Below are 25951 nucleotides of genomic sequence, written 5' to 3' on the forward strand. Positions count from 1 at the left end.
CTTCTTTTTTTGAACGGCTTTGTACATGAATTAGGCAAGCGCTTCTTTCAATTCATCTGGAGAAGCATTCCACCATTCTTCGTTATGCGTAATCAGCAGTTTCTTGAGTGCTGCGCGATCCTCCGGTCCAAGACCATCCAGCATGAACCGACGCTTCATGGCATAATCCATACGATTCACATGATCGGCCAGCAGTTTCCATCCACGACGTGCTTCTGTATCAATCCACATCTCACACGCGGTTGCTCCGCCATAGAGCTGCCCCTGTTCGTTACGGTCCACAGCTACCCATACCAGCCATACCTGGCGTCCATTGGGTACGTCCTCACGGTTGGTCGAGAACTTGATATTGCGCTCTACCTTACTCTTTGCATGCATTGCACCAATATCGATCTTGGCTTCTCCGTTATCAATAATAACTGGAGACAGGTTGTTCAGATCGATGGAGCCTGCACCGAAGCCTTTGTGTTTGCTCTTTGCACTAACGATATTCAAGGCAATCTGTTTTTTGCCGTTTTGCTCGTTTTGGTCCATTTTATAGCCTCCAAGGGTTGATACAAATATTTTAACTAATAATCGCCCCAATGCAAACATATACATGCTGTAGATGCTTGTCAACGGGAGGTATTTAACGATGATTCCACGACGCGCCAAGAGCTGGCTCACCGCAATTATAGCCCTGTGTGTAATTGCCGGGGGGATATGGCTTGGTCTGGGTACCACACGCTCCATTCATTCTGACTTGCCTGCGCTCGCCCCGGAATCGGGCAAGCCTACGGCACCCGTCAAAACCCAAACATCTCCGGAAAGTATACAGACACCTACCGCTGAAGTGTTCAGCAACCGCGTAGTGGAATATCACATGGATGTGAAGCTGGTAGACGGAAATGTCTTACAAGGGACTCAGACGATAACCTGGACACATCCAGGCAAGAAAACCGTCAGTGAGCTTTATTTTCACATGTATCCCAACGCCTTCTCTTCTGCCGACACCACCTTTATGAAAGAATCCGGGGGAAAGCTTCGCGGCGATGTTATGCCCACGGACGGTTATGGTTCCATGCATATTACAGAAATGAAAACAGAGGACGGGCTTTCCCTCTTGCATCGAATGCAATATGTGCAGCCGGATGACGGAAATATGAAAGATACTACCCTCATTAAGGTACGGCTGCCCAAACCTGTTAAAGCCGGTGAAAGCATCACGCTTCACACCCGATTTGAGGTCAAGCTGCCGAAAATTTTTGCCCGCATGGGAACTGCAGATAACTTTGTTATGGCAGGTCAATGGTTCCCTAAACTTAGCGTATATGAGCCAGTAGGCACACGTGGTCGAACGTCCGAAGGCTGGAATTTGCATCAGTATCATGGCAATTCAGAGTTTTATGCTGATTTCGGCATCTATAGTGTACGTATTCGGGTACCGGAGACATACAAGGTGGCTGCCACAGGATTCCCAACCCAGCAAGCTGTGGTGAAGAACGGCGAAAAAATCTATCAGTTCTATGCCGATGATGTACATGATTTTGCCTGGTCAGCCTCTCCTGATTTTGTTTATGCGGAAGAGCCCTTCTCTGCTCCTAATGTGCCTGGCGTTCGAATCAAGCTGTACCTCGACCCTGCTCATGAGGATCTGAAGGAACGTTATTTCTATGCAGCCAAAGCAGCACTATCCAATTATAGCAAGTGGTTTGGCCCTTATCCGTATTCTACACTGTCCATCGTTGTCCCGCCCAAATCGGGGAATGGTGCAGGGGGAATGGAATACCCTACTTTGGTCACTGCCTTCGGTGCGGATGATTCCGCTCCTGGTTACGATCTGGAACGCACGGTTGTGCACGAGATTGGACATCAGTATTTTTACGGTATGGTCGCCAGTAATGAATTTGAAGAGGCTTGGCTGGACGAAGGATTCACCTCCTATGCGGAAGACAAACTGATGGAACAGGAATACGGACTTATCCCGAATCTGCCCGTACAATCAGGTCTCATTACTTCCCCAGCTCCACTGACACAAGACTCCTGGAAGTTTGATTCCCAGAATCATTATGCAGCCAACGTATACACAAGAGGCAAGCTTGTATTACTCGGGATCGAGCAGCAGGTTGGTGCTAAAACGATGGAGCGCATTCTCTCGACCTATGTGAAGAAATACCGCTTCAAACACCCTACTTCTTCTGATTTTCAAAAGGTCGTGGAACAAGTGACCCGCACGTCCTGGTCGGATTATTTTGAACAATACGTGTACGGAGACGGCATGGCTGACTTTGCAGTGGAGAAGATCAAGGTCACTCCCGTCCTGAAAGACGGTCAAACATTGTACGAGTCGTCGGTTACAGTGCAGAAAAAAGGCAGTGAATATACGAAGGTGCCTGTTCGAATTATGTTCGAGGATGGGAAAACCATGACGAAAGAATGGGATGGTAGCAAGGAGCGCATTACCTACAAATTGACCTACACTTCCCCGGTTTCCTGGGCGATGACCGATCCGCTATACACGATCGTGCTGGAGAACCATCATATGAACAATTTTCTGAAAGCCGGACTGGATGAGCCAACCAAATCCCGCTGGAGTATGAGCGCAACCAAACTTATAGAAGCTATATTCGGAAGTCTGTCATGGTGAGGTGGATACAGTGAAAGCGAAAATACGTGAAGGCTGGTTTCTCGTCCGTCAGCATATGTTCATTGCGGCACTCTTATTTCTCTATCAATTAATATGGGGATACTTTCTTTATCGGATGGTACAGTCAGCTGTAGTCCCGCTTCTCCTGCGTTATCCTGAACCTGATGCCGGGGAGCTAAGTACGATTCTATTCAAAATGGAGAGCCAGCTTGGTCTGTCAACGAACCCGGAGGTCCATCGCTATTTATGGATTCTAGGGGCTATGTTGCTGCTGCGGATGCTAATTAGCCCACTCATTCAGGCAGGGCTGCTCTACTCACTCCAGCATTTTAATCATTCGGAAGAGCGCGTTCCATTCATTCGCGGCATCAAAAATTTGTGGAAACCGATTCTGTTGCTTCACACGATTCGAACCGTATTGCTGCTGCTGCCGGCTTATTGGCTCGCACCGAAGCTCTATTCCATCTTTATGGATGGCTTTCATTCCCTCCAGCTGCTCTTGCCGGGTATTCCCTATGTTGCTGGTTGGATTGTATACGGGTGGGTAATACATCACGCCCTTCTCTACATGCAGTTTGGGGTCTCGGCTCCTGACGGGGAAGGCGGAGCGCGTGGTACGGTCCAGGCCTTATGGATTGCTCTGCGCCAAATCATCACCCTGATCGGTATTGCGACCCTTCTGGGCGGTCTTCATCTGCTGGTCTTTGGTGCCTTTACCTCAGCTTCATGGTTAGTAACAGGCTTAACCGGCCTTATACTACAACAAACGTACCCACTTGCCCGGTGCTTGCTGAGTCTGTGGAAAATATGCGCCCATTTCCGGTTATGGCAGTCCAACTCGGTCAAGGAATAAATTGAACGGTCAAAATTGTTACCATCTCTATGTAAAGTTAAGCTCATCAAATGCCGTTAAACAAGCAAACCTCGACCTTTCCCCGTCAAAGGTCGAGGTTTTTTTTGCTAATTTTGTTGCTAAACGTTGCCAAAGTGATATACCTCTGTTACAATAATCGCAGTGAGTTTTTAGTAACAACTTTGTAATCTTTACCTTCATATTTGTAACTACTTAAAATTTAATCGTCATTTCTTGATTTCGCAGGTGCACAACTAGCATAGCCAAATTCCTAGCACCTGGGAAGCGGGGGAACCAGTTATGGGTGAATTGATCTTGCAACAGAGGGATCATAGGGGACCTTCAACCGAATCCTTAAGCTAACCTCGCAGGCATTGGAAGGGGTATATCTTTTGTTTAAGAAGAAATTAACCGCAGCTGTACTTAGCCTCACATTCGCATTATCGCTTGGAGCAGGCAGCGCATTCGCAGATTCAAAAATGGACCAAGTCATTGATTCAGCAATGGGAACTACATACAAAAGCGGAGGAACAACGCTTAACGGCTTTGACTGCTCTGGGTTTACAAGTTATGTATTCGACAAGCTGGGCATTGATCTGGCACGCCAATCAAGTTCACAATTCGACATGGGCGATTCAGTATCCCGTATGGAAATGAGACCAGGTGATCTGGTATTCTTCAATACAACGGGCAAAGGGGTCTCGCACGTAGGGATCTTTGTAGGAGATGGAAAGTTTGCACACTCCTCTTCTTCCAAAGGAGTTACAATCAGCGCATTAAGTGAAAGCTATTGGGCTAACCGCTATGTTGGCGCTAAACGCATTATGAGCACGGACGCATATGAGACATTGGCCATCGACTAGGGACAAGCGGAGCAACGTCATGCTGTAACAATAACACTACTGTAACGAAGCATAATAGAACCGTCTGGTACATTCTCCGCAGGAATGTATCCGGCGGTTTTTTTGTGCTTCGTTTCCATCAAAAGTATTTTGGGATAAGCTATCTAACCTAACTTTACTTTTTTAGGGCTATTTTGCATTGCTTCGTCCGTGCTCTTATAATGTTTTTACCCATCCCACTATAATATAAACGAAATTACCGGAACTTTTGTTTCACTTTTTTTCAATAACGAGGACTTGCCAAATGAACGCCTCTTTTGTAGAGTGAAAACAAGATAGATAGGGAATGACATATCTAGGCTATTGGACAAATTAAAGTCAGTATAGCTTGTTCACAATGAGAGGAGCGTGCAGTTGTATGGATAAAGCCCCTGTGACGTTTCACGTTGTGCCCATGCAAGAAGAACATGCGGAGCTCATCTGTGATTGGCAGTATGATCCGCCTTATAATATTTATAGCTGGCTGCCCTGGGAGCAGATGAAAGCACTCGAAGTGGAATTCGGAGATCCCCAGCTACGGAAGGAACAATATGCAGTGGTGTTGGGAGAGGATCATCAAATTTGGGGTTTCGCTCAATACTTCCCACTTGAAGGTGTCACTCGCATTGGGCTTGGCATGCACCCCGAACGCTGTGGTCATGGTCAGGGGACGGCTTTTGTCTCGGCCATTGTGAAGGAAGCCCTTCGCCGGAACCCGGCAAACGAAATTGATCTGGAAGTCCTGACCTGGAATGAACGGGCCATTCGTGTCTATCTCAAGGCCGGATTTGTGACGCAGGATACATACGAACGACAGACACCGAGCGGTTTGAAACCTTTTTACTGCATGGTCTATGAAGGTCCACGCGATTAAATAGGCTTCAAAACATCGAAAAAGTCCCCGGTTATGTGATTAGTTCAAAAAATTACCACAAAATGCTATGATGTAACTACAGGTTCCGTTATAATGATATGGATAGTTTCAGGTTAGATGATCTTTCATTCTGGAGGGGACATAAGGGATGCACAAATGGATCATGAGCGGGGTATTTTTTGCAGCGTGCGCTTTAGCTATTGTACTAATGTTTACGCTTCCAGGGAAAGAGGAAGTTGCAGAAGAAGCGAAACCGACAATGCCGCAAGTTACCATGGATGCAGGACAGGCTGAGGCACTGGTTAAAGCCAACTGTATTTCCTGCCACGGTGATCAGCTTCAAGGGGGCATGGGCCCTAGTCTGCAGAAAATTGGCAGCCAGGACGATGTGGAGAAGATTTATACGACCATTGTCAATGGCAAAAGCGGCGGTATGCCTTCGTTCAAAGACAAGCTGAAGGAAGAAGAAATCGCGAATATTGCGATGTGGCTGGCGGAGAAGAAGTAATCCCAACGTTTAAGGCGAACAGTTAGACAGGTTGCAAGCAAGCATGTGTAGCGTGGTGGCTTCAATCACCTCCTGATCTATAACGCATGCTCTAAACTGCGGTGATGCTGGACGCATAACGTAGCCAACCGTATCACAGGGTTACTGGGTTTATCGATGTTCTACAGATAAGAGGCTCTCACTCTCCCTTGCCGGGAAAGTAAGAGCCTCTTAGTCATATTTACATGCTCAGCGTGTAGAGAAGGCTCCGGTGAAAATATGCGGCGCTATGGCTACTCCGGTTGCATGAATTTATTCTGCCGCCTATTATTCATCCTAAAGAAGAATGGCTTACTGCGTCTTTGTCTTCTGCTCGGCAAGGAAAGCCTGCACTTCACGTGCAGACGGCATCCCGGACTGGGCGCCGAGCTTCGTCACGGACAACGCGGCTGCGCCCATGGCGAAGCTTACCGCCGCGTCCAGCGTCCCTCCGCGCGCGAGGGCTACCGCCAGCGCGCCGTTGAAGCAATCGCCAGCGCCGGTCGTGTCGACGGCGCTTACGGCGTAGCCGGGCGCACGGCACGCGCCGGCACGCCCTGCCTGTACGCGGCCGCCAGGCGCCGCCGCGTATACAGCCCCCTCGGGGCCGAGCGTCGTGACGACAGCGGCCCCGAGGGATGCGGCGAGCTCTGCGACCGCCGCATCCACGTCTTCCGGCCGGAGATCATCCCGGCCGGTAAGCACGGCGAGCTCGCTGCGGTTCGGCGTGACGACGTCGACGCACCGCAGGAGCTCCTGGGGCAGACCCGGGACTGCAGGCGCCGGGTTGAGCACCACCAATGCGCTGCCTTCAGCCGCCAGTTGGGCGGCGCGGGTGACCGCAGGCAGCGGGATCTCCAGCTGCAGCAGCACCGCTGCGGCTGCAGTCAGGCTTTTTACCGTATCCGCCTCTTCCAGCATCGCAGGCACAACCCGCCCATTCGCTCCAGGAATGACAATAATCCGGTTATCTCCTTTGGAGAGCCAGATGGAGGCCGTACCTGTAACCGTATCATTCAGAATACGGACCTGTGAGGCATCCGCCCCGCTTTCCGTTAGACTGTGCAGCAAGCGTTCACCAAAACCATCCGATCCTACCGCACCAACCATCGCTGTCTGTCCGCCCAGTCGTGCTGCTGCCACCGCTTGGTTGGCACCTTTACCTCCGGCCAGATAGTGCAGTTCCTCCCCGCTCACCGTCTCCCCTTCCTCGGGAATGATGTCCGTCTTCACCACCAGATCCATATTAAGGCTGCCTACGACAGTAATAAGCGGTTTGTTCTGATTATCGTCTGACATGTATGCTTCACTCACTTCCGGTAGTGCGATGATAACCGCGCCAGTTTATTCCGACCTCTTTTTCTCAAACGCCTCGTTATATTGCTCTGCTTCTTTAATATCTACAGATGTGATGCCACCTTCATCCCAAGATGTGAGACGTAGTGTGACCGTTGTATAGTCAATCGTAATAAAAGGGTGATGATTGAATGCTTCTGAAATCGCTGCGACCTCGTCCACAAATGCAATCCCTTTCATGTAGTTGGAAAATACGAACTTGCGGACAATCCATCGTCCCTCTTCCAGTTCCCAGCCTTCCAGCCTTCCCAGATGAGCTTCGACTTCCTCTTGCGTAAAAACCATACGTTATCTTCCTCCCCATATGATGGCTCATCACAGACAGCTGTCCGCGGTGCCATCAAAACCTTTGGTGCTACCACAGCAACCCAAACGCATAGGTCCACCGCCCTGCGGTTCGCCCGTTTCATGACTATCATCTTACCACGGACAAGCCTCAAATTCCAATAGTACAAATGGCGCTAGATCCACTAACCATAAGGCTTTAGGGAGATTCTCCAACTCCGTTTCCCATGCCAAATATCTTATAGGAGCATACTAAATGAGTGGTACAAAAGTCAGCTCTTCTTCCCCAATTAAGATATGAATTCGGTGCTGATCCTTGTCATGAATGACCACTCCACTTCCTACCGGAATGACAGACTCCTCACCCAGCGCATAGAACAGATCTTCCGCCAATGCCTCATCCACTTCGAGTTGCTCTGTTACACCAAGGCGTGACCATTCTTCCTCATCCATCTCAAAGAAAACATAGCGGTCCGGTATTCGGCCTATAGCCTGTGTCAAATCTGTCAATATTCCTTCATAATCCCGTCCATGCTTTACGCCCATTGACTTTTCACTCCTATTTAGCCCCTAAGGAGCAGATTTGTTCTTATTATACCTGAAAATAACCCTTAAAAAAAAAGGCCATCTGGTCGATAAATACTATACATGACCGTTTTAACTGTTTCTGCAACCCTAAAGGTTGCCTAACATTAAACGGATTGCGGTGTAACGTTCGTCCGGAAGCCCGAATAAAGCCGCTTGAAAGGATTCAATTTTATCTCATGGATGAGGTGTATGATGGAAATTTCAACGATTATCGGACTAGTTTTAGGGCTGGTTTCACTTGTAGTGGGTATGTTCCTGAAGGGTGCACCCCTAATCAACCTGGTTAACAACCCGGCAGCCTACGTTATTATTTTTGTTGGTACGGCAGCAACTATTTTCATGGCATTTCCCATGTCTGAAGTTAAAAAAATCCCCAAGCTATTCGGGGTACTGTTCAAAAAGCAGCAACTGATTGACCGTGTTTCTCTAATCGGCACATTTATGGACTGGGCTTCCACCACCCGCCGTGAAGGTTTACTTGCACTTGAATCGAAAGTCGAAGATATTGATGATCAGTTCCTGCGCGGCGGTATGCGTATGATTATTGACGGCAATGATCAGGAATTTGTAAGTGATGTACTCATGGAAGATATTCATGCTACAGAAGAGCGCCATCGTGGCGGTGCCTTGATCTTCGCCCAAGCGGGGATGTATGCACCAACGCTCGGGGTACTCGGGGCCGTTGTAGGTCTCATCGCAGCGCTTGCCGATCTCAGCGATATGGAAAAGCTCTCTCATGCGATTGCAGCGGCGTTTATCGCTACGCTTCTCGGTATCTTTAGCGGTTACGTGTTGTGGCATCCGATGTCCAATAAACTCAAGCGGATGTCCAAGAAAGAGATGGAAATCAAGCTGATGATGGTCGAAGGCTTGTTATCGATACAATCCGGTGTATCCACCATTGCCATTAATCAAAAATTATCTGTATTCCTGACACCTTCCGAACGTAGACAGTTGGAAGAGAAGGAGGGCTCATCAGGTGAAAAAGGCTAAAAAACACGAACCGCATGAAGAACATATAGACGAGAGCTGGCTGCTTCCCTACTCCGACTTGATGACGTTGTTGCTCGCTCTGTTTATCACACTATTCTCTATGAGCTCTATAGATGCAACGAAGTTTGAACAGATGGCTTCAGCTCTGAGCAGCGCATTGAACGGTGGTTCGGGTGTACTGGATCATACCTCCATGAACCCTACAGATTCCACTACAGATTTGGGCAAGAACAAACAGCAGCCTGAAGATATCCAGAAGACACCGGCTCAGATTACAGATGCCCAGATGGCTCAGAAGGAACAGGAAGATCTGGAGAAACTCAAGAAAAAGCTTGATCAATATATTCAGAAAAATGGCCTTTCCGACCAGCTGAATACCAAGCTGAATCAGTCTGAGCTTAAGATCACGATCAGTGATAACGCCCTGTTCTCCTCAGGCCGGGCTGATGTTAAGCCCGAGTCTCGTTCACTGGCCAAAGCCATCTCTAGCATATTGCAGGAATTCCCGGAATATGAAGTCGTTGTGTCTGGCCATACTGATAATGTTCCCATTTCGAACAGCCAATATAAGGATAACTGGGATTTAAGTGCCGATCGAGCACTGAATTTCCTCAAAATTCTGTTATTAAATGAGACGCTGGACCCAGCGAAATTCACACCTAGTGGTTATGGAGAGTATCACCCGATCGCTAGCAACCAATCTGAAGCTGGACGAGCTCAGAATCGTCGGGTAGAAGTTTCAATTATCCGGAAGTACCAGAGTAACAACACGTCCGTGAAAGCAGTTGAACAAGGTAACTAACGGGGCGTTCGTTGTGCAAACTCATGCTTAAGTCACTCTCCTTCATTACAGGAGAGTGACTTTTTTTCTATCCACTGATATTAAAAAGCGCTGCTTTCCTTGTGGAAAGCAGCGCTTTGACAATCATTATTTATTCCATCGTATAGTCCAGGAGACTGCTTAATTCCGATTTTTCTGCGGGCGTTAGTTCTCTCCATGTGCCTGTGGCCTGTTCGCCAAGATGAATGTTCATAATTCGAATCCGCTTCAACTTCCGAACCTCATAGCCAAATGCACTACACATCCGGCGAATTTGACGGTTTTTCCCCTCCGTCAGAATAATGCGGAACACCCGATCTGATATGCGAGTCACCGTACAAGGCAACGTCGTTTCGCCAAGGATCTTGACACCTGTGCTCATGCCTCTCAAGAAACTTGGCGTTACTGCACGATCCACGGTCACAATATATTCTTTCTCATGGCGCCCTTCGGCTCTTAGAATTCGATTGACGATATCTCCGTCATTGGTCATCAGGATCAGACCTTCCGAATCCTTATCCAGACGGCCAATTGGGAAGATGCGCTCTTTGTGCCCTACAAAATCAACGATATTCCCTTGAATGTGACGCTCGGTTGTACTCGTTATTCCGACAGGTTTATTGAGCGCAATATATACGTGTTTGCGTTTTTCCTTAATGGGTTGACCATTAATTCGAACATCATCACCATCTTCTGCTTGACTGCCCAGTTCTGCCGTCACTCCATTAATCGTTACTTTTCCGCTTTCCACCAATCGGTCGGCCTCCCGACGGGAACAAAAACCTGTTTCACTGATAAATTTATTAATACGCAAAAGGTAATCTCACCTCGTCTAGTTCTCTTCGTCTGTAAGTTCATTGTCCGTCTTATGCTCTTCCTCTATACTCTCCGGTTGCTGCTGGGAAGCAGGCAGGTCGATAATGACGGTTGTCCCCTTGTTCATGACGCTTTTGATATCCATCATGCCCTTATGTGATTGAATAATGCGCTGGCTGACCATCAGGCCAAGCCCTGTACCCGATTCCTTGCTTGTAAAGAATGGTTCTCCCAGCTTAGGCATCAGTTCTTCTGGAATTCCAGTGCCTTCATCCTTGATTTCAATCCGAACCCGATTATTTTCTTCGTCATGATTGAGTTTAATTCGGATATTGCCTCCGTCTGGCATAGCCTCCATGCCGTTCTTCAACAAGTTAATGAAGACCTGCTTCAACTGGTTCTCTTCACAGTGTACCATAGCTGAGTCGGATGAAGCATTCAGTACAAATTCCACACCATGCAGATGCGCCTGGCTGTCCAGTAATGATATAACATCTCCCAGAATGAAGCGAATATCCCGTTCCTGAAAATGAACCGCCTGTGGTTTCGCCAGTATCAGAAACTCACCCACAATGAGATTAATTCGATCCAGCTCGGACAGCATCAAATCCAGGTGACGATGATTAAGCTTATTCGTCTCTTGTTGGAGCTGGAGGAAACCACGCAGAGTTGTAAGCGGATTACGTATCTCATGTGCAACCCCGGCTGCCAGCTGGCCTACCGTCGTCAGTTTCTCGGAACGTCTGAGCAGCTCCTCCATACGATTACGGCTGGTAATGTCTCTGGATACACTAATTAGTGCTGTAATCTCGCCTGCTTCATCCCGGACTGGAGCTGTACTCACGCTAACTTCGACACGGCTGCCGTCCTTCTTCATCCATGTCGTTTCATTAGAGGTAATGGACATGCCCTCAATCAACTGGGCATGCTGCTCTCGCATCTGCTCTTCAGTGCCAGGAGGGATAATCTTCAATTGGCGGCCTTCAACTTCACGACTGCGCCAGCCATATAACTGCTCAAAGGCACGATTCACCCGCAGTACATTTCCATCCAGATCCGTAATATGAATCGCGTCTGCCGTTTGGTTAATGATCGATTCCAAATGCTCTTTTACCGCCCGATTTTCTTCATACATCTGTTTCAGGCGATTCGTATAATGCCCCAAATTACGAATCATGGCATTAATACGATTGGCTAATTGGCCCAGTTCATCTTTCCTTCTCACTTTCAGACGGAAGTCAAAATGACCGTCAGCCACATCATTCACTTTGCCCAAAATAGATTGAATAGGACGCGTAATATAGCCCGCAAGCAAATAGCTGCCAAAGATCACAATCTCCAGCAACACAAGTGAAATCGAGGCATGGCTAACCAGCTGTTCAGATACCATGGAGGATATTTGCTTATAGTCCATGACAATACTGATCACATAAGATGATTCATTTGGAGTAAATATAGGAATGAAGCTTTTGAGTACCTTTTGTTCATGAGTTTCACTGACAAAGGATACATTCTGCCCAGTACGAATTGCCCGTACAACCGCCTTGTGATCCTCTTCTGCGGTACCATATTGATATGTACCGAAACGAATAGGTCTGTTGTTTAGCTTGCTGTGGTTCGTATCCCTTCCGTCATTGCTCATGCTTGAGCTGCCGAAGGTCAACGGGTTGATGCCTGTAATCTCCAGAATCGATGGATTAACTTCACGAATCTTATTCAAAATCTCGTCTGGACCAGAGATCTTCACATAGCTGTCAACAGCGGCATTATTATAGAAGGGATTGATTATGTAATTTCTCTTCCCATCATGATAGTAACCCCAGATATCAACATCTGACGGATTTGATGTAGAGTATTCGAATCCATCCGACCAAAAATGGTCCAATTTCTGTCCCTGTGAAATCGTAACCTGATGATTTTCGAAAAGCTGTTTAAATGCCTGATACCAATACGTCATGGATTTGGTAGACAATCCAATCTCCTTTGGATCGGAAGACCGGGTAACCACAATATCATCAGCCGTTTGCTCCATCAACGAAATATGGGAGACCCCGACTTTTTCTCTCATGCGAACCAGATCTTCATTTGTGATATTATGAATATCCGGGTCCAATTCTTCTGCTGCCATTACAGAGGCCAACCACAGATTGTTCCCAATCTGTCGTTTTACATATTCTGAACTGGACTGACTCTGTTCGACAGCAATTGCAATCTGTTTGGCCGTAAGCACCATCTTGTTTTCGCTGTCCTGCCTTAAATTCTCTTCTGTAGTATAATAACTCAGTGCTATATTCAAAACTAATATGACGAGCACCGAGCACGACATAATCATGGATAATTTCGTTTTAATAGACAACTTTTTCGTTCACCTCTCGGCTTGTACCCTCTGGCGATATATGGCAAAACCTATATCCATCATAACTGTTGTCTGTCTATTTGAAAAGGATAATTGACCCTCGTCCAAAAGTTACCGTTTGGCTGAAAAACGCGAATTCCATTGTATTTTGTCTTTTCCATGCCTACAATGGGAATAACCACTAAAAGATATACACAAATCCACAGGCATGTGGATAGTATGTTCATAACTATGTGAGCAACTCGTCAGTTATCCACAGACTTATACACAACATGTTAACAAACGAATGTTTGTTCGCCGCACAAATGCTCTTTGGAAGGAGTTTTATATTTTAATGAAGGATGACGTTCTCCAACCTGATCTTTCGCATCTCTCGGAGGAGGCTCAACATGAGCACTGGATGCGTGAAGCTATTGCTGAAGCTTACAAAGCGGAAGCACTTGGTGAAGTACCCATCGGGGCTGTAATTGTTCAACATAACCGCATTATTGGACGTGGTTATAACCTGCGCGAAACAACACTTGATTCCACAGCACATGCGGAGATGGTCGCCATAAGGCAGGCCAGTGAAGCCATCGGTGCATGGCGCCTGCTGGATTGCAGTCTGTACGTCACACTGGAGCCCTGTCCCATGTGTGCAGGTGCCATTGTACAATCCAGAGTACCTCAAGTCATATATGGTACCGCTGACCCCAAGGCCGGCTGTGCAGGAACGCTGATGAATTTATTGCAGGAACCTCGTTTTAATCACCGAACCGAAGTGGTTGCTGACATTCTGCAACCGGAGTGCTCCACGATGCTGACTCAGTTTTTCCGGCGTTTACGCAAAAGATAGAATCTGACACCCATCAGGAAAGGAAGTGCAATCCATGCCGCTTACACTGTACGACACACCAAAAGGAATAAGTCTCCGGTTACTTACTTCACAAGATACAGAAGCGTATCTTGCTCTTATTCAAATCACACGTCTTCCCTACCAAGCTGTTGAGCCTATCCGGGATGATGAATTCTATACGCTGCATGCGCAAACCAGACGTATTCAGGATAGAATGCAGGCGGCAGAGGAAGGAACAGGGTATCAATTCGGAATTTTCACAATCGATGATGGTGTTCTTATTGGCCAGGTTAGCTTGAACAATGTCGTTCAGGGTGTTGCCAATTATGCTGATATGGGATACTTTATCCATCCAGACTATCAGGGCGGCGGACGAATGACCGCAGCCGTGAAGCTCGCTGTATCCTACGCCTTCCGTGCCTTGAAATTAAATCGTGTTCAGGCGGCCATCCTGTTATCCAATACTGGTTCTAAACGTGTCCTTGAGAAAAACGGATTTCAGGCTGAGGGCATTGCTCGTAAATATCTCAAAATTAACGGAGCGTATCAGGATCATCAGATCTACGCTGTGCTGGCCGAGGACTTAGGCGAATCGTTACAGTAATTGAACAAACCGTGGAAACAACATACAAAGAGCCGCTCAACCCTAAGGTCGAGCGGCTCTTTGCTTTAACGTATGAATCGGTGACTTAGTATCCGTAAGATGCGTTCATTAGTTCTTCAAACTCATCCATTGTTATAACGTCCTCACCAGTAGGAATATTGATTTTGAAAGCTGGCTTCTCGTTAATTTTGGTGTATGTGTTTGATCCAGTGAATGCAAGCTTAACTTCATCCTTGGTATCAGGCTGTTTAATCAACAGATCAGCAACCATTTTTTGATATACCGGGAAATCTTTTTTGTCTAAAGCAAAATCAATTTGGAATTGGTTAATAGTCAGTGTGTCTTTCAATTGGTCCAGATCTTTAGCCATTTCAGCTTGATCTGCTTCAGTGATCTTCAAATCCTCTTTGGCTTTGTCGATATCTGCCTGACTCATTTGCAACATGTCACGGTATTCTTCTTTAGAGATGATATCCAGTACTTTTGGCAAAGCTTTGGTTACCAGAACAGTAACCGCTTCTTTCACATTGTCATTGTTGACCGAAAATTGAACCACTTGCTTGGCATCCAAACCTTCAGGAAGCTGTGCATCCTTCACATCCAGGTTTTTAAAGAATTTATCCTGATCATACTCGCTCAGAACCGCATCCATAACTTCATTGCTCAGCTTTTGTGTTTTCGCGGCATCCATAGCATCCGGGTTCCATTCCGTTCCTTCTTGCTCAGCCAGTTCTTTCAGATCCAGCTCCAGGAATTTACCAACAACTGTTTCCGGAATCGGGAAGAACGGAATACTTGGCACCTTAACATATAACTTCTCAGCGGTCATAACCATTGGAATGGTAAATGTCATACCCATATCGCCTTTAAGCTCAATACCTACCGTCATTTCGGTCTGCATTGGTTCGCTTTGGTATACGCCAGTTACATTCAACTGAGCATCCTTCAGCATGCTCATAAATTGAGACATCGTTGGATCCTGCTGTGACTCGTCTGCAGCTTTATAGCTCAATTCATTAATAGTGAAATTAGAACTCATCTCATACGAAGTCAGTTTGGAAGCATTGGCTGCCGCCGCCTTCATTGCCTCTTTCGGTTCTTGCTTGCTGCTACATGCTGTCAGTGCCATAGATACGGTTAACAGCAACGTAAGAAGAAGCGCCCCCATACGTTTAGTCATTTGTTTCTCTCCTCTCGTGATAACCCCAAAAAAATAGTTCAATATCAATGATATACCATTTATTCTGAAACGGAAACACGATTTGGGAAATTTGTGATCTTTACTCTGTAAATTAGCTACAAAGACCTATGTAAGCTTTATATATCAAGGGTGCCCTCCTTTGAATCATGTATGAACGCGCAAAAACCCCGGTTTGTTAACCGGAGTTATAGGAATTGTTATGCATTTTAATATGTGCTAAAGAAAGGAATGATCTTTCCTTTATTTAACCTAGCCCTGAGGATTGTTATGATCCACATGGTTCTGGTTTTTCACTTTTTTGGAGCCTGACAACGGTTCCTGCATGGAAGAATGCTTTTCAGGTTTTCGGTGTTGCTCAGCAGCCTGTGCTTCAGGCACAGGTGTTGTTTTGGGTTTGCTCATGTTGTTCCCCCCTCTTCGTTTGGATTAGGAATGGGACGGGTCCATATCTTCCGTTTTGTCATGATTCATGGAATCCTGATGCCGACGGTCATTCGAGTCCTGTTGAATCTGTTGGGCATGGTGACTATTCACAGGTATCTGATCCAGATCGGCGACTACATTTTGCAAGTTTTTATCTGTTCCAGCTTTGGCTTTGCTCACGTATTACCACTCCTTTGACATCTACCTACTGTCTGGTTTTGGGTTGCAACGACTGCGCACATTCATGAATATGACGCGTGTAATCCTGAGCCAATTCCTGAATGGGCTCTGTCCGCTCATCCGTCGTTCTGCCATCACGTTCCACATCAATCAGCTGCACGCTGACTTCACGAGAATCCACATAGGCACACTTGAAATCAAAAGAGTACATCTGGTGTCCCGCTGTAGCGATGTGAATTCGAATGGCCTGCTGATCGGCCTCGTCAGCCATAACCTGAGCCCGATCTCCGACATTTAGGACTTCAGGCAATCTTTCCTGCCAAGCACCTACAAGCTCCGTCTGATCTATGTTTAATTCGCGGTTCATCTTACCACCTCCACTCTTATATAAAATGCGGCGATTCGGATATTTTTATGCATCACATGGATATTGAAACAAACTGATTTTCTGTCGTAAACACGCTCTGGAAATAAAGCGTATATGCAACTGCGCAGGATGTAAAAATAAATGCAAAAAAGGACCCGAGCGTATCGCTCAGATCCTTATCATAATTGTAGTATGGCGGAGAGGGTGGGATTCGAACCCACGTGGAGTTGCCCCCTAACGGTTTTCAAGACCGCCCCGTTATGACCGCTTCGGTACCTCTCCAGGACATTAACTTTTATAAACTTGCCAACGAAATTGATCATAACATAATTGTATGCCAGAAAGCAACCTTTTTATAAGAATTTATATATCCAATTTTATCAAGAAGGGATTTCCCCTATCAAGTATAGATAAACCGCGCTGGCCGGACGATTGGAATTGTTGTTCAGAATCTGTTCAGCCGTGCCCTGTATAATGGATTCTAGACTTTTTCATGATGGGGTGATGAATTGTTTATAGGTGTGTATCGGAACAATGACCCTTTGAACTCCTTACCTGAGGAACGAATCAGCGAACTGATCTCGGAGGGAATGAAAAAAGGTGCGCATGTTTTCCTTTTTGATGCCAGTCACATTGATGTGGAACAGGAAGTGATTCATGCTACCTTCCGGGAAGGAAATTCATGGGTGCAAAGGAACGTCCCCCTCCCAGACGTGGTGCTTAATGAAGCACCTGAGCCTGGTCAGAACAGACCTGAATGTGAGGACTGGCTGCGCCGGAGGGTTCCCTTTACAACATTTCTGATTCATGGAAAATACGACATTCAGAAGAAATTGGAGCCCCTCTTCAAAGATTACCTCATTCCGACGGAATGGTTGCAGGATCCGGATCAATTTCTTGCATATTTGAATGTTCACGGAGAAGTTGTTGATTTCCGAATACATATTCAGCGTGATGAAACGGGACGATGGGCCCTGACCCAAATGTATGCCCACACTGGAAATACGGACTCCATCATCAGCAATATAAGTAAAGGTGGCCGCATTGAGGATGCCGCTGATATGCTCTATCGTTTATTCCCAAGTCAAGCAGACCGGATCAGTCGTGAGATGGAGCGGCTTGCTATTCGTATTGCAGAGACAATCAATCGTTCGTATTCCTTTCTTATTGATGAGCTTTGCATGGATTTTATCGTGACTCCGGGAGGCCGAATATTTTTCGTGGATGCCAATATTAGCCCCCCAGCACCATCTCATGAACAGGTTCGAGCAGCAAGAACGATTGAATATGCGCACTATGTAGCCAAAGCAGGGCAATTAGCACCCCATCCCGTTATTGCCATGCTTACCAATGATCCCAATGATAAGCAACTCGCGGATGCCTGTGCCTATTCAGCAAAATGGAATAATGCAGCGTTTTATTATTTTGCTCCACACGATGTTCATGCGGAATTACGTTATATCAAAGGGTATGTCCTGGAGGACGGGGAGTGGGAAGCTCGGTACTGTCCCTTCCCCGATGTGGTCTATGACCGATTGAAGGCACGTGGAAATACGAATTACAGTGATGTATACGAGGCTTTAAGGCATATATCTTTCACCGATGAACGAAACGAAGCTTCCTTTAGCAAGAACGAAATTTTTGAAATACTTCAAAATCATGCAGAGCTTAGTTCGCATCTGATCCCGTATACTGCCGTTGAAAACGTTGGTGAGATTTTGGCTTTCATCGATACTTACGGGACTTCCATCATTAAACCCTCGATAGGCCCGTTCGGCAGCGAAATCATTGTTGTTCAGCGTGAACAGGAAGGCTTCGCCGTAAAGACTCATGAGCATGTTCACCAAATGAATGGTGAGGAGTTCGGGCAACTGATTTCCATGCATGCAGCCCAGAAGGGATTTATTATTCAAAAGTTTATTCGCAGCGAAACCCGGAACGGACTTCCTTATCATATAAGACTGCATCTGGTCCGGAACGGAAGCGGGGAATGGTCTTTCATTTCCGCTTTCCCTTTTCTCTCTACCCCTAGCGAGTATAAGGTGGTAAACGACGCCGGCTCACTTCGTGCATTTACGACATGGGACTGCCTTTCTCGTCATGAGTTTCCTAATAAGGAAGAAGTCATGCTGATGAGACTGGAACGAATGGCGACCATGACGGCTGATCATATTGCAGGCCATGTGAAGGAGCGAATCTGCGAGCTGGGCATTGATGTAGGGAATGATTCGCTGGGTGAGATTTGGATTTTTGAAGTCAACATGAACAAAATCGATTCAACGCACAGGGAATTTGAAGTCGCACAACATATGATTCCATTTGCACTTTCTTTGCGTTAGTTCTACATTTACAACATGGACATACGTACTAGGCTGCATTGTACAAAATCATCATAACCCTACCCAACAAAAAAACCGTCTCCTTAGCCAATGGGAAGTTCGAACTTCCATTGGTCAGGAGACGGTTTCTTTCATTCATTTATTGAATAGCTTAGGAACGACGTGCAATCACGCTGACTCCGCCCATGTAAGGACGCAGTGCTTCAGGAATAACCACTGTTCCATCTTCTTGTTGGTAGTTCTCCAGTATAGCAGCTACTGTACGCCCTACCGCCAGTCCTGAACCATTTAAGGTATGAACAAATTCCGGTTTCGCTTTTGGTTCTCTACGGAAGCGGATATTGGCCCGACGTGCCTGGAAGTCTTCGCAGTTGGAGCAAGACGAAATTTCACGATACGTATTGCTTTCCGGCAACCAGACCTCAATGTCATACGTTTTCGCAGAGGTGAAGCCCATATCTGCCGTGCACAACGTCAGAACACGGTAAGGCAGTCCCAATAATTGAAGCACACGTTCCGCATTTTGTGTCATGTTCTCCAATTCCTCATAAGAGGTTTCAGGAGAAGACAGTTTCAACAACTCCACTTTATTGAACTGGTGCTGACGAATCAAGCCGCGTGTATCCCGTCCAGCAGAACCGGCTTCCGATCGGAAACAAGAGCTGTATGCTACAAAGTGCTTCGGCAGTTGATCTGCATTTAGAATCTCCTCGCGATGATAGTTCGTTACCGGAACTTCAGCGGTAGGTATCAAGTAATACTCTGTATCTTTCAGCTTGAATAGGTCTTCCTCGAACTTCGGCAGTTGACCCGTTCCAAACAAGCTGTCCCGGTTTACGATGTATGGTGGCAAAATCTCTTCGTATCCATGCTGATCACTGTGGAGATCCATCATGAAGTTAATCAAGGCACGTTCCAGACGTGCACCAAGCCCCTTATAAAAGGTGAAACGTGATCCTGTTACTTTGGCAGCCGCTTCAAAATCAAGAATATCGAGATCCTGTGCGATTTCCCAGTGTGCTTTTGGTGTAAAGGAAAACGACTTAGGCTCTTCCCAACGGCGAATCTCCACATTATCATCTTCAGACGCACCAATAGGTACACTCTCATTAGGGATGTTCGGAATCGCCATCGTTAGATCATTGATTTTCACTTCCAGCTCACGCACTTCTTCGTCCATAGCTTTGATTCGGTCGGAAACCTCACGCATCTCAACAATCAGATCGTCCGCATTCTCACCATTCTTTTTAAGTTTGGCTACTTCACCAGAAACGGTGTTCCGGCGATTTTTCAGGTTTTCATTCTCTTGCAGCAACTCGCGACGCTTGGCATCCATCTCCGAGAACCCGGCGATTAGATCCAGCGATTTGCCGCGGTTCTTCAACGCTTCTTCAACACGTGCGTACTCATTCCGCAATATTTTCACATCAAGCACTAGATACCCCTCCTAAATAACACCACAAAGTAGAAACCTTCCTTATTGCCCATTCCATAGCTTTGCGGCTCCGCATAACTTTTATGATTCCTTATTGGTAAAAAACAACCTATGGCCTCCGGCGCTACCCTACGCTGCGATTCCCGCTTAAATACGGGCAACATCAGGCATCCGACCAGACAGCACCGCACCAGCAAGCCTTGTGAGCCTCTGAAGGACTGATCTGGTATACCGGCAGATCATAGGTTGTATATCATTCACTATTGGTTCTGTACAGACTGTTTATACGATCTGGCCATGTCTACGAAGTAAGCATGCAGTCGATAATCATCTGTCAGTTCAGGATGATAGGAGCAAGCCAGCAGATGCCCCTGTCGAGCAGTAACAATCTCATCCTTGTAAGTGGAAAGAACCTCTACCTGGTTCCCCACACTCTCAATCAAAGGTGCCCGAATGAACACAGCCCTTACCGTTTCCTCAATACCTTTAACCGGAAGATCTGTTTCAAAGCTTTCCCTCTGCCGTCCAAATGCATTTCTGGATACGGTCATGTCCATCAGCTCCAGATGAGCTTCCTCTTGTCCTGCAATATGTTTAGCCATAACGATCAAACCAGCACAGGTTCCGAACACTGGTTTACCCTCAGCAGCGAATGCCCGAATGGCCTCCATGAAACCATATTTGCGCATTAGTTTGCCAATCGTGGTACTCTCACCGCCAGGAAGAATCAGCCCATCCAGCTCCTCAAGTTGCTGAACCTGTTTGATAGCCAATCCTTCTGCTCCGGCCCGTTCAATACTACGAATATGCTCTGTGACTGCCCCTTGAAGTGCTAAAACGCCAATTTTCATTTGCAATTCCCCTTCTCTTACCAACCGCGGTCCTGCATGCGTTCGGAAGGTGCAAGTTTGGAAATCTCAATACCTTTCATCGGTGCCCCAAGGTTTTTGGACACTTCAGCAATCAGTTTGTAGTCTGTGTAATGCGTCGTCGCTTCTACGATGGCACGTGCAAATTTCTCAGGGCTGTCCGATTTGAAAATCCCTGAGCCTACAAATACACCATCTGCGCCCAGGTGCATCATAAGTGCAGCATCTGCAGGAGTCGCTACGCCACCAGCTGCAAAGTTAACTACAGGCAGCTTTCCATTCTCATGTACATCTAGCAAAAGCTCATATGCAACGCCCAGGTTCTTCGCTTCAGCATATAGCTCGTCCTTGGACATATTGGTTACTTTACGAATCTGACCATTAATAAAGCGCATGTGACGAACGGCTTCGACAATGTTTCCTGTTCCCGGTTCACCTTTGGTACGAATCATGGAAGCTCCTTCGCCGATCCGGCGCAACGCTTCGCCCAAGTCTTTGGCGCCACATACAAACGGTACAGTGAACTCATGTTTGTCGATATGGAATACTTCATCGGCTGGAGTCAGAACTTCACTCTCATCGAGGTAATCCACTCCCAGGGATTCCAGTACCTTGGCTTCAACATAATGTCCAATCCGCGCTTTGGCCATAACAGGAATGGTTACGACTTTCATCACTTCTTCAACAATGGTTGGATCCGCCATACGGGCTACTCCTCCTGCTGCACGAATATCAGAAGGAACACGCTCTAATGCCATAACTGCTGTTGCACCTGCTGCTTCAGCTATTTTAGCTTGTTCGGCATTCATAACGTCCATAATGACGCCACCTTTTTGCATTTCAGCCATACCTCTTTTAACGCGTGATGTTCCCGTTTCCATATTCCAAGCCCCCCGTAATGTATGTGTCAATCTTGTCCAAGAACAGGATGTGAAACCTCTAATGTCAGGTAGAAGAACAATAGACTTTTTAGCTGATTCATACGTAGAATTCTAACTTGATATTTTACCGGAAAAATTGTAAATATACAATCCATCCGGTCGGAATTACTTGTATTTTGTCAATGGACCATCGACACAATATTAAAAATGCCATTTTATCCTGTTCTCTTGGAGCCTTTGCCTATTAGAACAGGTTTTTGATGCCATCAAACAGATCAACGAAGAAATCTTTTACGGCACGGAAGAAGAGACGGAACCAACCGCCTTTTTCAGCTTCTTCTGCGGTAATTAGGTTCACTGTCTTCTCCTGAGGCTCGATTCCATCCGCTTTATACGTATAAGTAACCGTCCCAACTTTGGTTCCGGCCTTGATTGGAGCAACCAGCTTATCAGCCTCAGTTACATTGGCTTTAAAAGTGACATCCAGGTTTTGAGTACCTTTGGGTACAACGAAACTAACAGCATTATCGGTCACTACAGGTACAGTCGTTTCCGTCCCTTTTTTCACAGGTACAGCTTCCCAGCCTGTGACTTTAGTTTTGGCAGCAACCGCCTGTTTAACTTCAAAATTATTGAATCCATAATCCAATACTTTCTTCGTTTCTCTGAAACGCGCCGGCTCTGAATCCGTACCCATAACCACACTAATCAGACGCATGCCATCACGTTCAGCCGTTCCTGTAAAGTTATTCCCTGCGTTCGTGGTATGGCCTGTTTTCATCCCGTCCAGACCCTCGTAGGCATAGCTTTTGAAATTGGTTATATTTTTATTCGCTTCCAGCATCCAGTTATAGTTGATGATAGGAGCTTTATCATTTGGACGGAACTTATAGGATTGAATTGTTGTAAAATCTTTGTAGTCCGGGTGATCCATGATGATGTATCTGCACAAAATGGCCGCATCCCGTGCCGACATAACGATTTCTTTATCTTCAGCTGGACGGAAATCCGCAGGCATATCCGCACGGTCCAGACCTGTTGAGTTGATGAAATAGCTATCTTTCATTCCCATACGCTTCGCTTCATCATTCATCATTTTCACAAAAGCTTGCTCGGAGCCAGCGATGTGTTCAGCCAAAGCTACTGTAGCATCATTGGCTGATCCTACAGCCATGGCAATGTATAGTTCCTTAATAGTATGCTGATCACCTTCTGCGAGGAAAATTCGAGATCCAACACTTTGTGCCGCGTTCTTTTTAACTGTAACGATATCATCCCAGCTAAATTTCCCTTGTTTGACTTGTTCAGCCACAATATACTCTGTCATCATTTTGGTCATGCTGGCAGGCGGCATAGCTTTATCTGCATTAACATCGAGTAGAATCTGGCCCGTTGAAGCCTCCATCAACACTGCTGATTTAACATCGAGTCCCAGTGTGTCTACCGAAGGAATGTTCACGATCTTTTCTGTCTTCGTTGTTGTAGCCGCCGCGGTCAATACCTGGCCGGAATCGTTGGCAGCAGCCATAACAGGCATTACCGCAGACATGCAGAGCATATTAATCAGCATAACCGAGGCTACACTTTTTTTGAGCATTTGACGTTTTTTCTTATTCATTTGTTTGGCTTTCAATGATGAATACTCCCTTCGGTCCGAAGCTACTTTTGTGTGCTTCAGTGCAGCTTGAGCTGCGATTTTTTCTTAGTCCCTATCAGGTGAAGATGACGTGTGAGATGTGTAGTATATGCGCTGTATCGAAAGAGCAATGTCATTGCTCCTGAAGTCGTATCGATTGTCACTTAGTTAGCATTAAATGAAATGCATATGTAAAAGGACGTCCGCGCTTCTTTTCTAGCTGGGCAACCTTTTTCTATCAATCCAGATTCATTGTCAGAAGCAGTTTCATAGACTCATGTCAAAAAACCGCCGCAACGCCCTAATCCATAAAGGATCATCACCGCTTGTTCTATTCTATCACAGGGGTATCCGCAAAAAAAGACAGGCCCGGCGAAAATCGCCAAGCCTGTCCTGGAAATAATTAGCACAATTCGGATTACAACGAGTAGTTAGGTGCTTCTTTTGTAATCTGTACGTCATGCGGATGACTCTCGCGAAGTCCCGCACCTGTAATACGAATGAATTGAGTGTTATTACGAAGCTGTTCCAAACTGCTTGTACCACAGTATCCCATACCTGAACGAAGACCACCAATCAACTGATGAATGGTATCAGATAAAGGTCCTTTGTAAGCAACGCGTCCCTCAATTCCTTCCGGAACCAGTTTCTTGTCATCATCCTGGAAGTAACGATCTTTACTTCCTTGTTTCATCGCAGCCATTGAACCCATGCCGCGGTAAACTTTGTAACTACGTCCTTGGAAGATTTCCGTTTCTCCCGGGCTTTCCGCCGTACCTGCAAACAAGCTTCCCAACATAACTGCATGAGCACCTGCAGCAAGAGCCTTGGTAATCTCACCAGAGTACTTGATACCACCGTCAGCAATGATTGGTACGCCATATTCACGTGCTACATTTGCACAATCGTATACTGCTGTAACTTGAGGAACACCGATACCAGCAATTACACGAGTTGTACAGATGGAGCCTGGACCAATTCCTACTTTGACAACTGACGCCCCTGCTTCGATCAATTCACGGGTTGCATCGCCTGTAGCAACGTTACCAGCAACAATCGTCAGGTTAGGGAAACGCTCGCGCAGCTGACGAACGGCATCAATAATGTTAATGTGATGTCCGTGTGCCGAGTCTACTGTAATCAGGTCAACACCAGCTTGAACCAATGCATCAGCACGTTCAAAGGTATCTTTGGAAATCCCGATCGCTGCACCAACCAGCAAACGTCCTTGTGCATCTTTAGCTGCGTTAGGGAATTGAATTGCTTTTTCAATATCTTTAATGGTAATGAGACCTTTCAGTGTGTTGGACTCATCTACTAATGGAAGTTTCTCAATTTTGTGTTTCTGGAGAATGCCTTCTGCTTCTTGCAGTGTAGTACCTACAGGCGCAGTAACCAAATTCTCACGAGTCATGACTTCGCTGATTTTAATGGAGAAGTCGTGGATAAAACGCAAGTCACGATTTGTCAGGATACCCACAAGCTTTTGATCTCCTTCGACAATCGGTACACCGGAAATGCGATATTTCGCCATAACCGATTCTGCATCCGAAACCAGATGTTCCGCTGTCAATGAGAACGGGTTGGTGATAACGCCACTCTCCGAGCGTTTAACCCGATCCACTTCCTCCGCTTGCTGCTCAACAGACATATTTTTATGGATGATACCAATACCGCCTTCACGGGCAATCGCAATTGCCAATGTCGCTTCAGTAACAGTATCCATACCAGCACTAATCAAAGGAATATTCAGTTTTACGCTGTCACTCAAACGAACAGATACGTCCACTTCTTTAGGCAGTGTCTCGGACTTCCGGGGCACCAGCAGTACATCGTCGAAGGTGAAACCTTCCTTACCAAATTTATCTTCCCACACGCGGGCGTTCCTCCTTATGTTTGCTCAGCTTTACGGTCCAAAACCCGAAGATCCCAGGCTGTATTTTATGCCGAAAATACGTTTTCTGAAAAATTTATTATTGCCATCTTAGCAAAGCGTTATTTAGACTGTCAAGGGAAACTCCCTGGTTATATTAGGTGTATTGCCTCATGCATACAACTGTATTTCTTGCACGGACAGCTTCATTTTATATATAAAAAAAGCCACTCCATATGAGTAGCGTTTACCTAGGTTTAAACCAGATCGTTAACTGTATCCAAACTAATATAACTAATGTTTAATTCTAGTTTTCTTCCTTATAAACAAATAA

At 46.3% G+C, this 25951-nt stretch carries 25 protein-coding genes, 1 tRNA gene and 1 riboswitch; of the genes, 10 read left to right on the top strand and 16 right to left on the bottom strand.

All coding sequences use genetic code 11. The annotated features are described in order from the left end of the window. Positions 1-30 precede the first annotated feature (30 nt). Positions 31-534, bottom strand: coding sequence for a YwhD family protein (locus P364_RS0103605; protein ID WP_024628794.1), 504 nt, complete (start codon positions 532-534; stop codon positions 31-33). A gap of 100 nt (positions 535-634) precedes the next feature. Here P364_RS0103605 and P364_RS0103610 point away from each other — a divergent pair, with 100 nt between their 5' ends. From P364_RS0103610 to P364_RS0103630, 5 genes are all read left to right on the top strand, one after another. Next, a complete protein-coding gene (locus P364_RS0103610) occupies positions 635-2626 on the top strand; it encodes a M1 family metallopeptidase (protein WP_024628795.1) in 1992 nt (663 codons plus the stop codon). A gap of 10 nt (positions 2627-2636) precedes the next feature. Beyond that, on the top strand, positions 2637-3479 hold the full coding sequence (locus P364_RS0103615; RefSeq protein WP_024628796.1) for a hypothetical protein: 843 nt from the start codon (positions 2637-2639) through the stop codon (positions 3477-3479). Between the two features lie 251 nt (positions 3480-3730). Continuing rightward, positions 3731-3868: riboswitch (cyclic di-AMP (ydaO/yuaA leader) on the top strand. Between the two features lie 3 nt (positions 3869-3871). Then, entirely contained in the window at positions 3872-4342 is a 471-nt protein-coding gene (locus P364_RS0103620) for a C40 family peptidase (RefSeq protein WP_024628797.1), read from the top strand. Between the two features lie 397 nt (positions 4343-4739). Next, complete coding sequence (locus P364_RS0103625; RefSeq protein ID WP_024628798.1) at positions 4740-5234, top strand: GNAT family N-acetyltransferase; 495 nt, start codon at positions 4740-4742, stop codon at positions 5232-5234. Between the two features lie 148 nt (positions 5235-5382). Continuing rightward, complete coding sequence (locus P364_RS0103630) at positions 5383-5742, top strand: c-type cytochrome (protein WP_024628799.1); 360 nt, start codon at positions 5383-5385, stop codon at positions 5740-5742. A gap of 330 nt (positions 5743-6072) precedes the next feature. Here the strand turns inward: P364_RS0103630 and rbsK are convergent, their stop codons facing one another. The 3 genes from rbsK to P364_RS0103645 form a co-directional block, all read right to left on the bottom strand. Next, positions 6073-7059 (bottom strand): ribokinase, encoded by a 987-nt coding sequence (gene rbsK / locus P364_RS0103635; protein WP_024628800.1) that lies wholly within the window; start codon positions 7057-7059, stop codon positions 6073-6075. Positions 7060-7104: 45 nt separating this feature from the next. Further along, on the bottom strand, positions 7105-7401 hold the full coding sequence (locus tag P364_RS0103640; RefSeq protein WP_024628801.1) for a 4a-hydroxytetrahydrobiopterin dehydratase: 297 nt from the start codon (positions 7399-7401) through the stop codon (positions 7105-7107). Between the two features lie 252 nt (positions 7402-7653). Then, complete coding sequence (locus P364_RS0103645; protein WP_024628802.1) at positions 7654-7947, bottom strand: hypothetical protein; 294 nt, start codon at positions 7945-7947, stop codon at positions 7654-7656. Positions 7948-8181: 234 nt separating this feature from the next. Between P364_RS0103645 and motA the strand changes: the two genes are divergently transcribed. Together motA and motB are read left to right on the top strand one after the other, a co-directional pair. Next, on the top strand, positions 8182-8982 hold the full coding sequence (motA, locus tag P364_RS0103650) for a flagellar motor stator protein MotA (protein ID WP_024628803.1): 801 nt from the start codon (positions 8182-8184) through the stop codon (positions 8980-8982). Beyond that, positions 8969-9784 carry a flagellar motor protein MotB gene (gene motB / locus P364_RS0103655; protein WP_024628804.1) on the top strand — a complete coding sequence of 272 codons (816 nt, stop codon included), beginning with the start codon at positions 8969-8971 and terminating at the stop codon, positions 9782-9784. The genes motA and motB overlap by 14 nt, the downstream gene beginning before the upstream one ends. A gap of 130 nt (positions 9785-9914) precedes the next feature. On the opposite strand, the gene rluF is transcribed toward motB, so the two are convergent. Both rluF and P364_RS0103665 read right to left on the bottom strand, forming a co-directional pair. Next, entirely contained in the window at positions 9915-10616 is a 702-nt protein-coding gene (gene rluF / locus P364_RS0103660) for a 23S rRNA pseudouridine(2604) synthase RluF (protein ID WP_024628805.1), read from the bottom strand. Positions 10617-10634: 18 nt separating this feature from the next. Beyond that, entirely contained in the window at positions 10635-12974 is a 2340-nt protein-coding gene (locus P364_RS0103665; protein ID WP_024628806.1) for a PAS domain S-box protein, read from the bottom strand. Positions 12975-13308: 334 nt separating this feature from the next. On the opposite strand from P364_RS0103665, the gene tadA reads away from it, so the two are divergent. Both tadA and P364_RS0103675 read left to right on the top strand, forming a co-directional pair. Beyond that, positions 13309-13809, top strand: coding sequence for a tRNA adenosine(34) deaminase TadA (gene tadA, locus P364_RS0103670; RefSeq protein WP_024628807.1), 501 nt, complete (start codon positions 13309-13311; stop codon positions 13807-13809). A 34-nt stretch (positions 13810-13843) separates the two neighbouring features. After that, positions 13844-14413: a GNAT family N-acetyltransferase gene (locus tag P364_RS0103675; protein ID WP_024628808.1), complete on the top strand. Its 570-nt coding sequence runs from the start codon at positions 13844-13846 to the stop codon at positions 14411-14413. A gap of 85 nt (positions 14414-14498) precedes the next feature. Here the strand turns inward: P364_RS0103675 and P364_RS0103680 are convergent, their stop codons facing one another. The 5 genes from P364_RS0103680 to P364_RS0103700 all read right to left on the bottom strand — a co-directional run bounded on the left by P364_RS0103680 (position 14499) and on the right by P364_RS0103700 (position 16866). Next, positions 14499-15593, bottom strand: a complete 1095-nt coding sequence (locus P364_RS0103680; protein WP_024628809.1) for a hypothetical protein — start codon at positions 15591-15593, stop codon at positions 14499-14501. A gap of 270 nt (positions 15594-15863) precedes the next feature. Further along, on the bottom strand, positions 15864-16016 hold the full coding sequence (locus P364_RS0103685; protein WP_024628810.1) for a small acid-soluble spore protein P: 153 nt from the start codon (positions 16014-16016) through the stop codon (positions 15864-15866). Between the two features lie 24 nt (positions 16017-16040). Continuing rightward, positions 16041-16217 carry a hypothetical protein gene (locus tag P364_RS37725; RefSeq protein WP_173405207.1) on the bottom strand — a complete coding sequence of 59 codons (177 nt, stop codon included), beginning with the start codon at positions 16215-16217 and terminating at the stop codon, positions 16041-16043. A 25-nt stretch (positions 16218-16242) separates the two neighbouring features. After that, the gene (locus P364_RS0103695) at positions 16243-16584 is read right to left on the bottom strand and encodes a hypothetical protein (RefSeq protein ID WP_024628811.1); all 342 of its coding nucleotides are present in this window, start codon (positions 16582-16584) and stop codon (positions 16243-16245) included. 193 nt (positions 16585-16777) lie between these two features. Next, positions 16778-16866, bottom strand: a tRNA-Ser gene (locus tag P364_RS0103700). Positions 16867-17093: 227 nt separating this feature from the next. Here P364_RS0103700 and P364_RS0103705 point away from each other — a divergent pair. Next, positions 17094-18923: a YheC/YheD family protein gene (locus tag P364_RS0103705; RefSeq protein WP_024628812.1), complete on the top strand. Its 1830-nt coding sequence runs from the start codon at positions 17094-17096 to the stop codon at positions 18921-18923. Between the two features lie 151 nt (positions 18924-19074). On the opposite strand, the gene serS is transcribed toward P364_RS0103705, so the two are convergent. The 5 genes from serS to guaB all read right to left on the bottom strand — a co-directional run bounded on the left by serS (position 19075) and on the right by guaB (position 25620). After that, positions 19075-20358 (bottom strand): serine--tRNA ligase, encoded by a 1284-nt coding sequence (serS, locus tag P364_RS0103710; protein WP_024628813.1) that lies wholly within the window; start codon positions 20356-20358, stop codon positions 19075-19077. A 260-nt stretch (positions 20359-20618) separates the two neighbouring features. After that, positions 20619-21209 carry a pyridoxal 5'-phosphate synthase glutaminase subunit PdxT gene (gene pdxT / locus P364_RS0103715; protein WP_024628814.1) on the bottom strand — a complete coding sequence of 197 codons (591 nt, stop codon included), beginning with the start codon at positions 21207-21209 and terminating at the stop codon, positions 20619-20621. Positions 21210-21226: 17 nt separating this feature from the next. After that, complete coding sequence (pdxS, locus tag P364_RS0103720) at positions 21227-22108, bottom strand: pyridoxal 5'-phosphate synthase lyase subunit PdxS (RefSeq protein WP_024628815.1); 882 nt, start codon at positions 22106-22108, stop codon at positions 21227-21229. Positions 22109-22352: 244 nt separating this feature from the next. Beyond that, a complete protein-coding gene (locus tag P364_RS0103725; RefSeq protein ID WP_024628816.1) occupies positions 22353-23741 on the bottom strand; it encodes a D-alanyl-D-alanine carboxypeptidase family protein in 1389 nt (462 codons plus the stop codon). 421 nt (positions 23742-24162) lie between these two features. Next, positions 24163-25620, bottom strand: coding sequence for an IMP dehydrogenase (gene guaB / locus P364_RS0103730; protein ID WP_024628817.1), 1458 nt, complete (start codon positions 25618-25620; stop codon positions 24163-24165). Between the last annotated feature and the right edge of the window lie 331 nt (positions 25621-25951).

It is taken from the genome of Paenibacillus sp. MAEPY2, assembly GCF_000499205.1.
Classification (GTDB): domain Bacteria; phylum Bacillota; class Bacilli; order Paenibacillales; family Paenibacillaceae; genus Paenibacillus; species Paenibacillus vandeheii.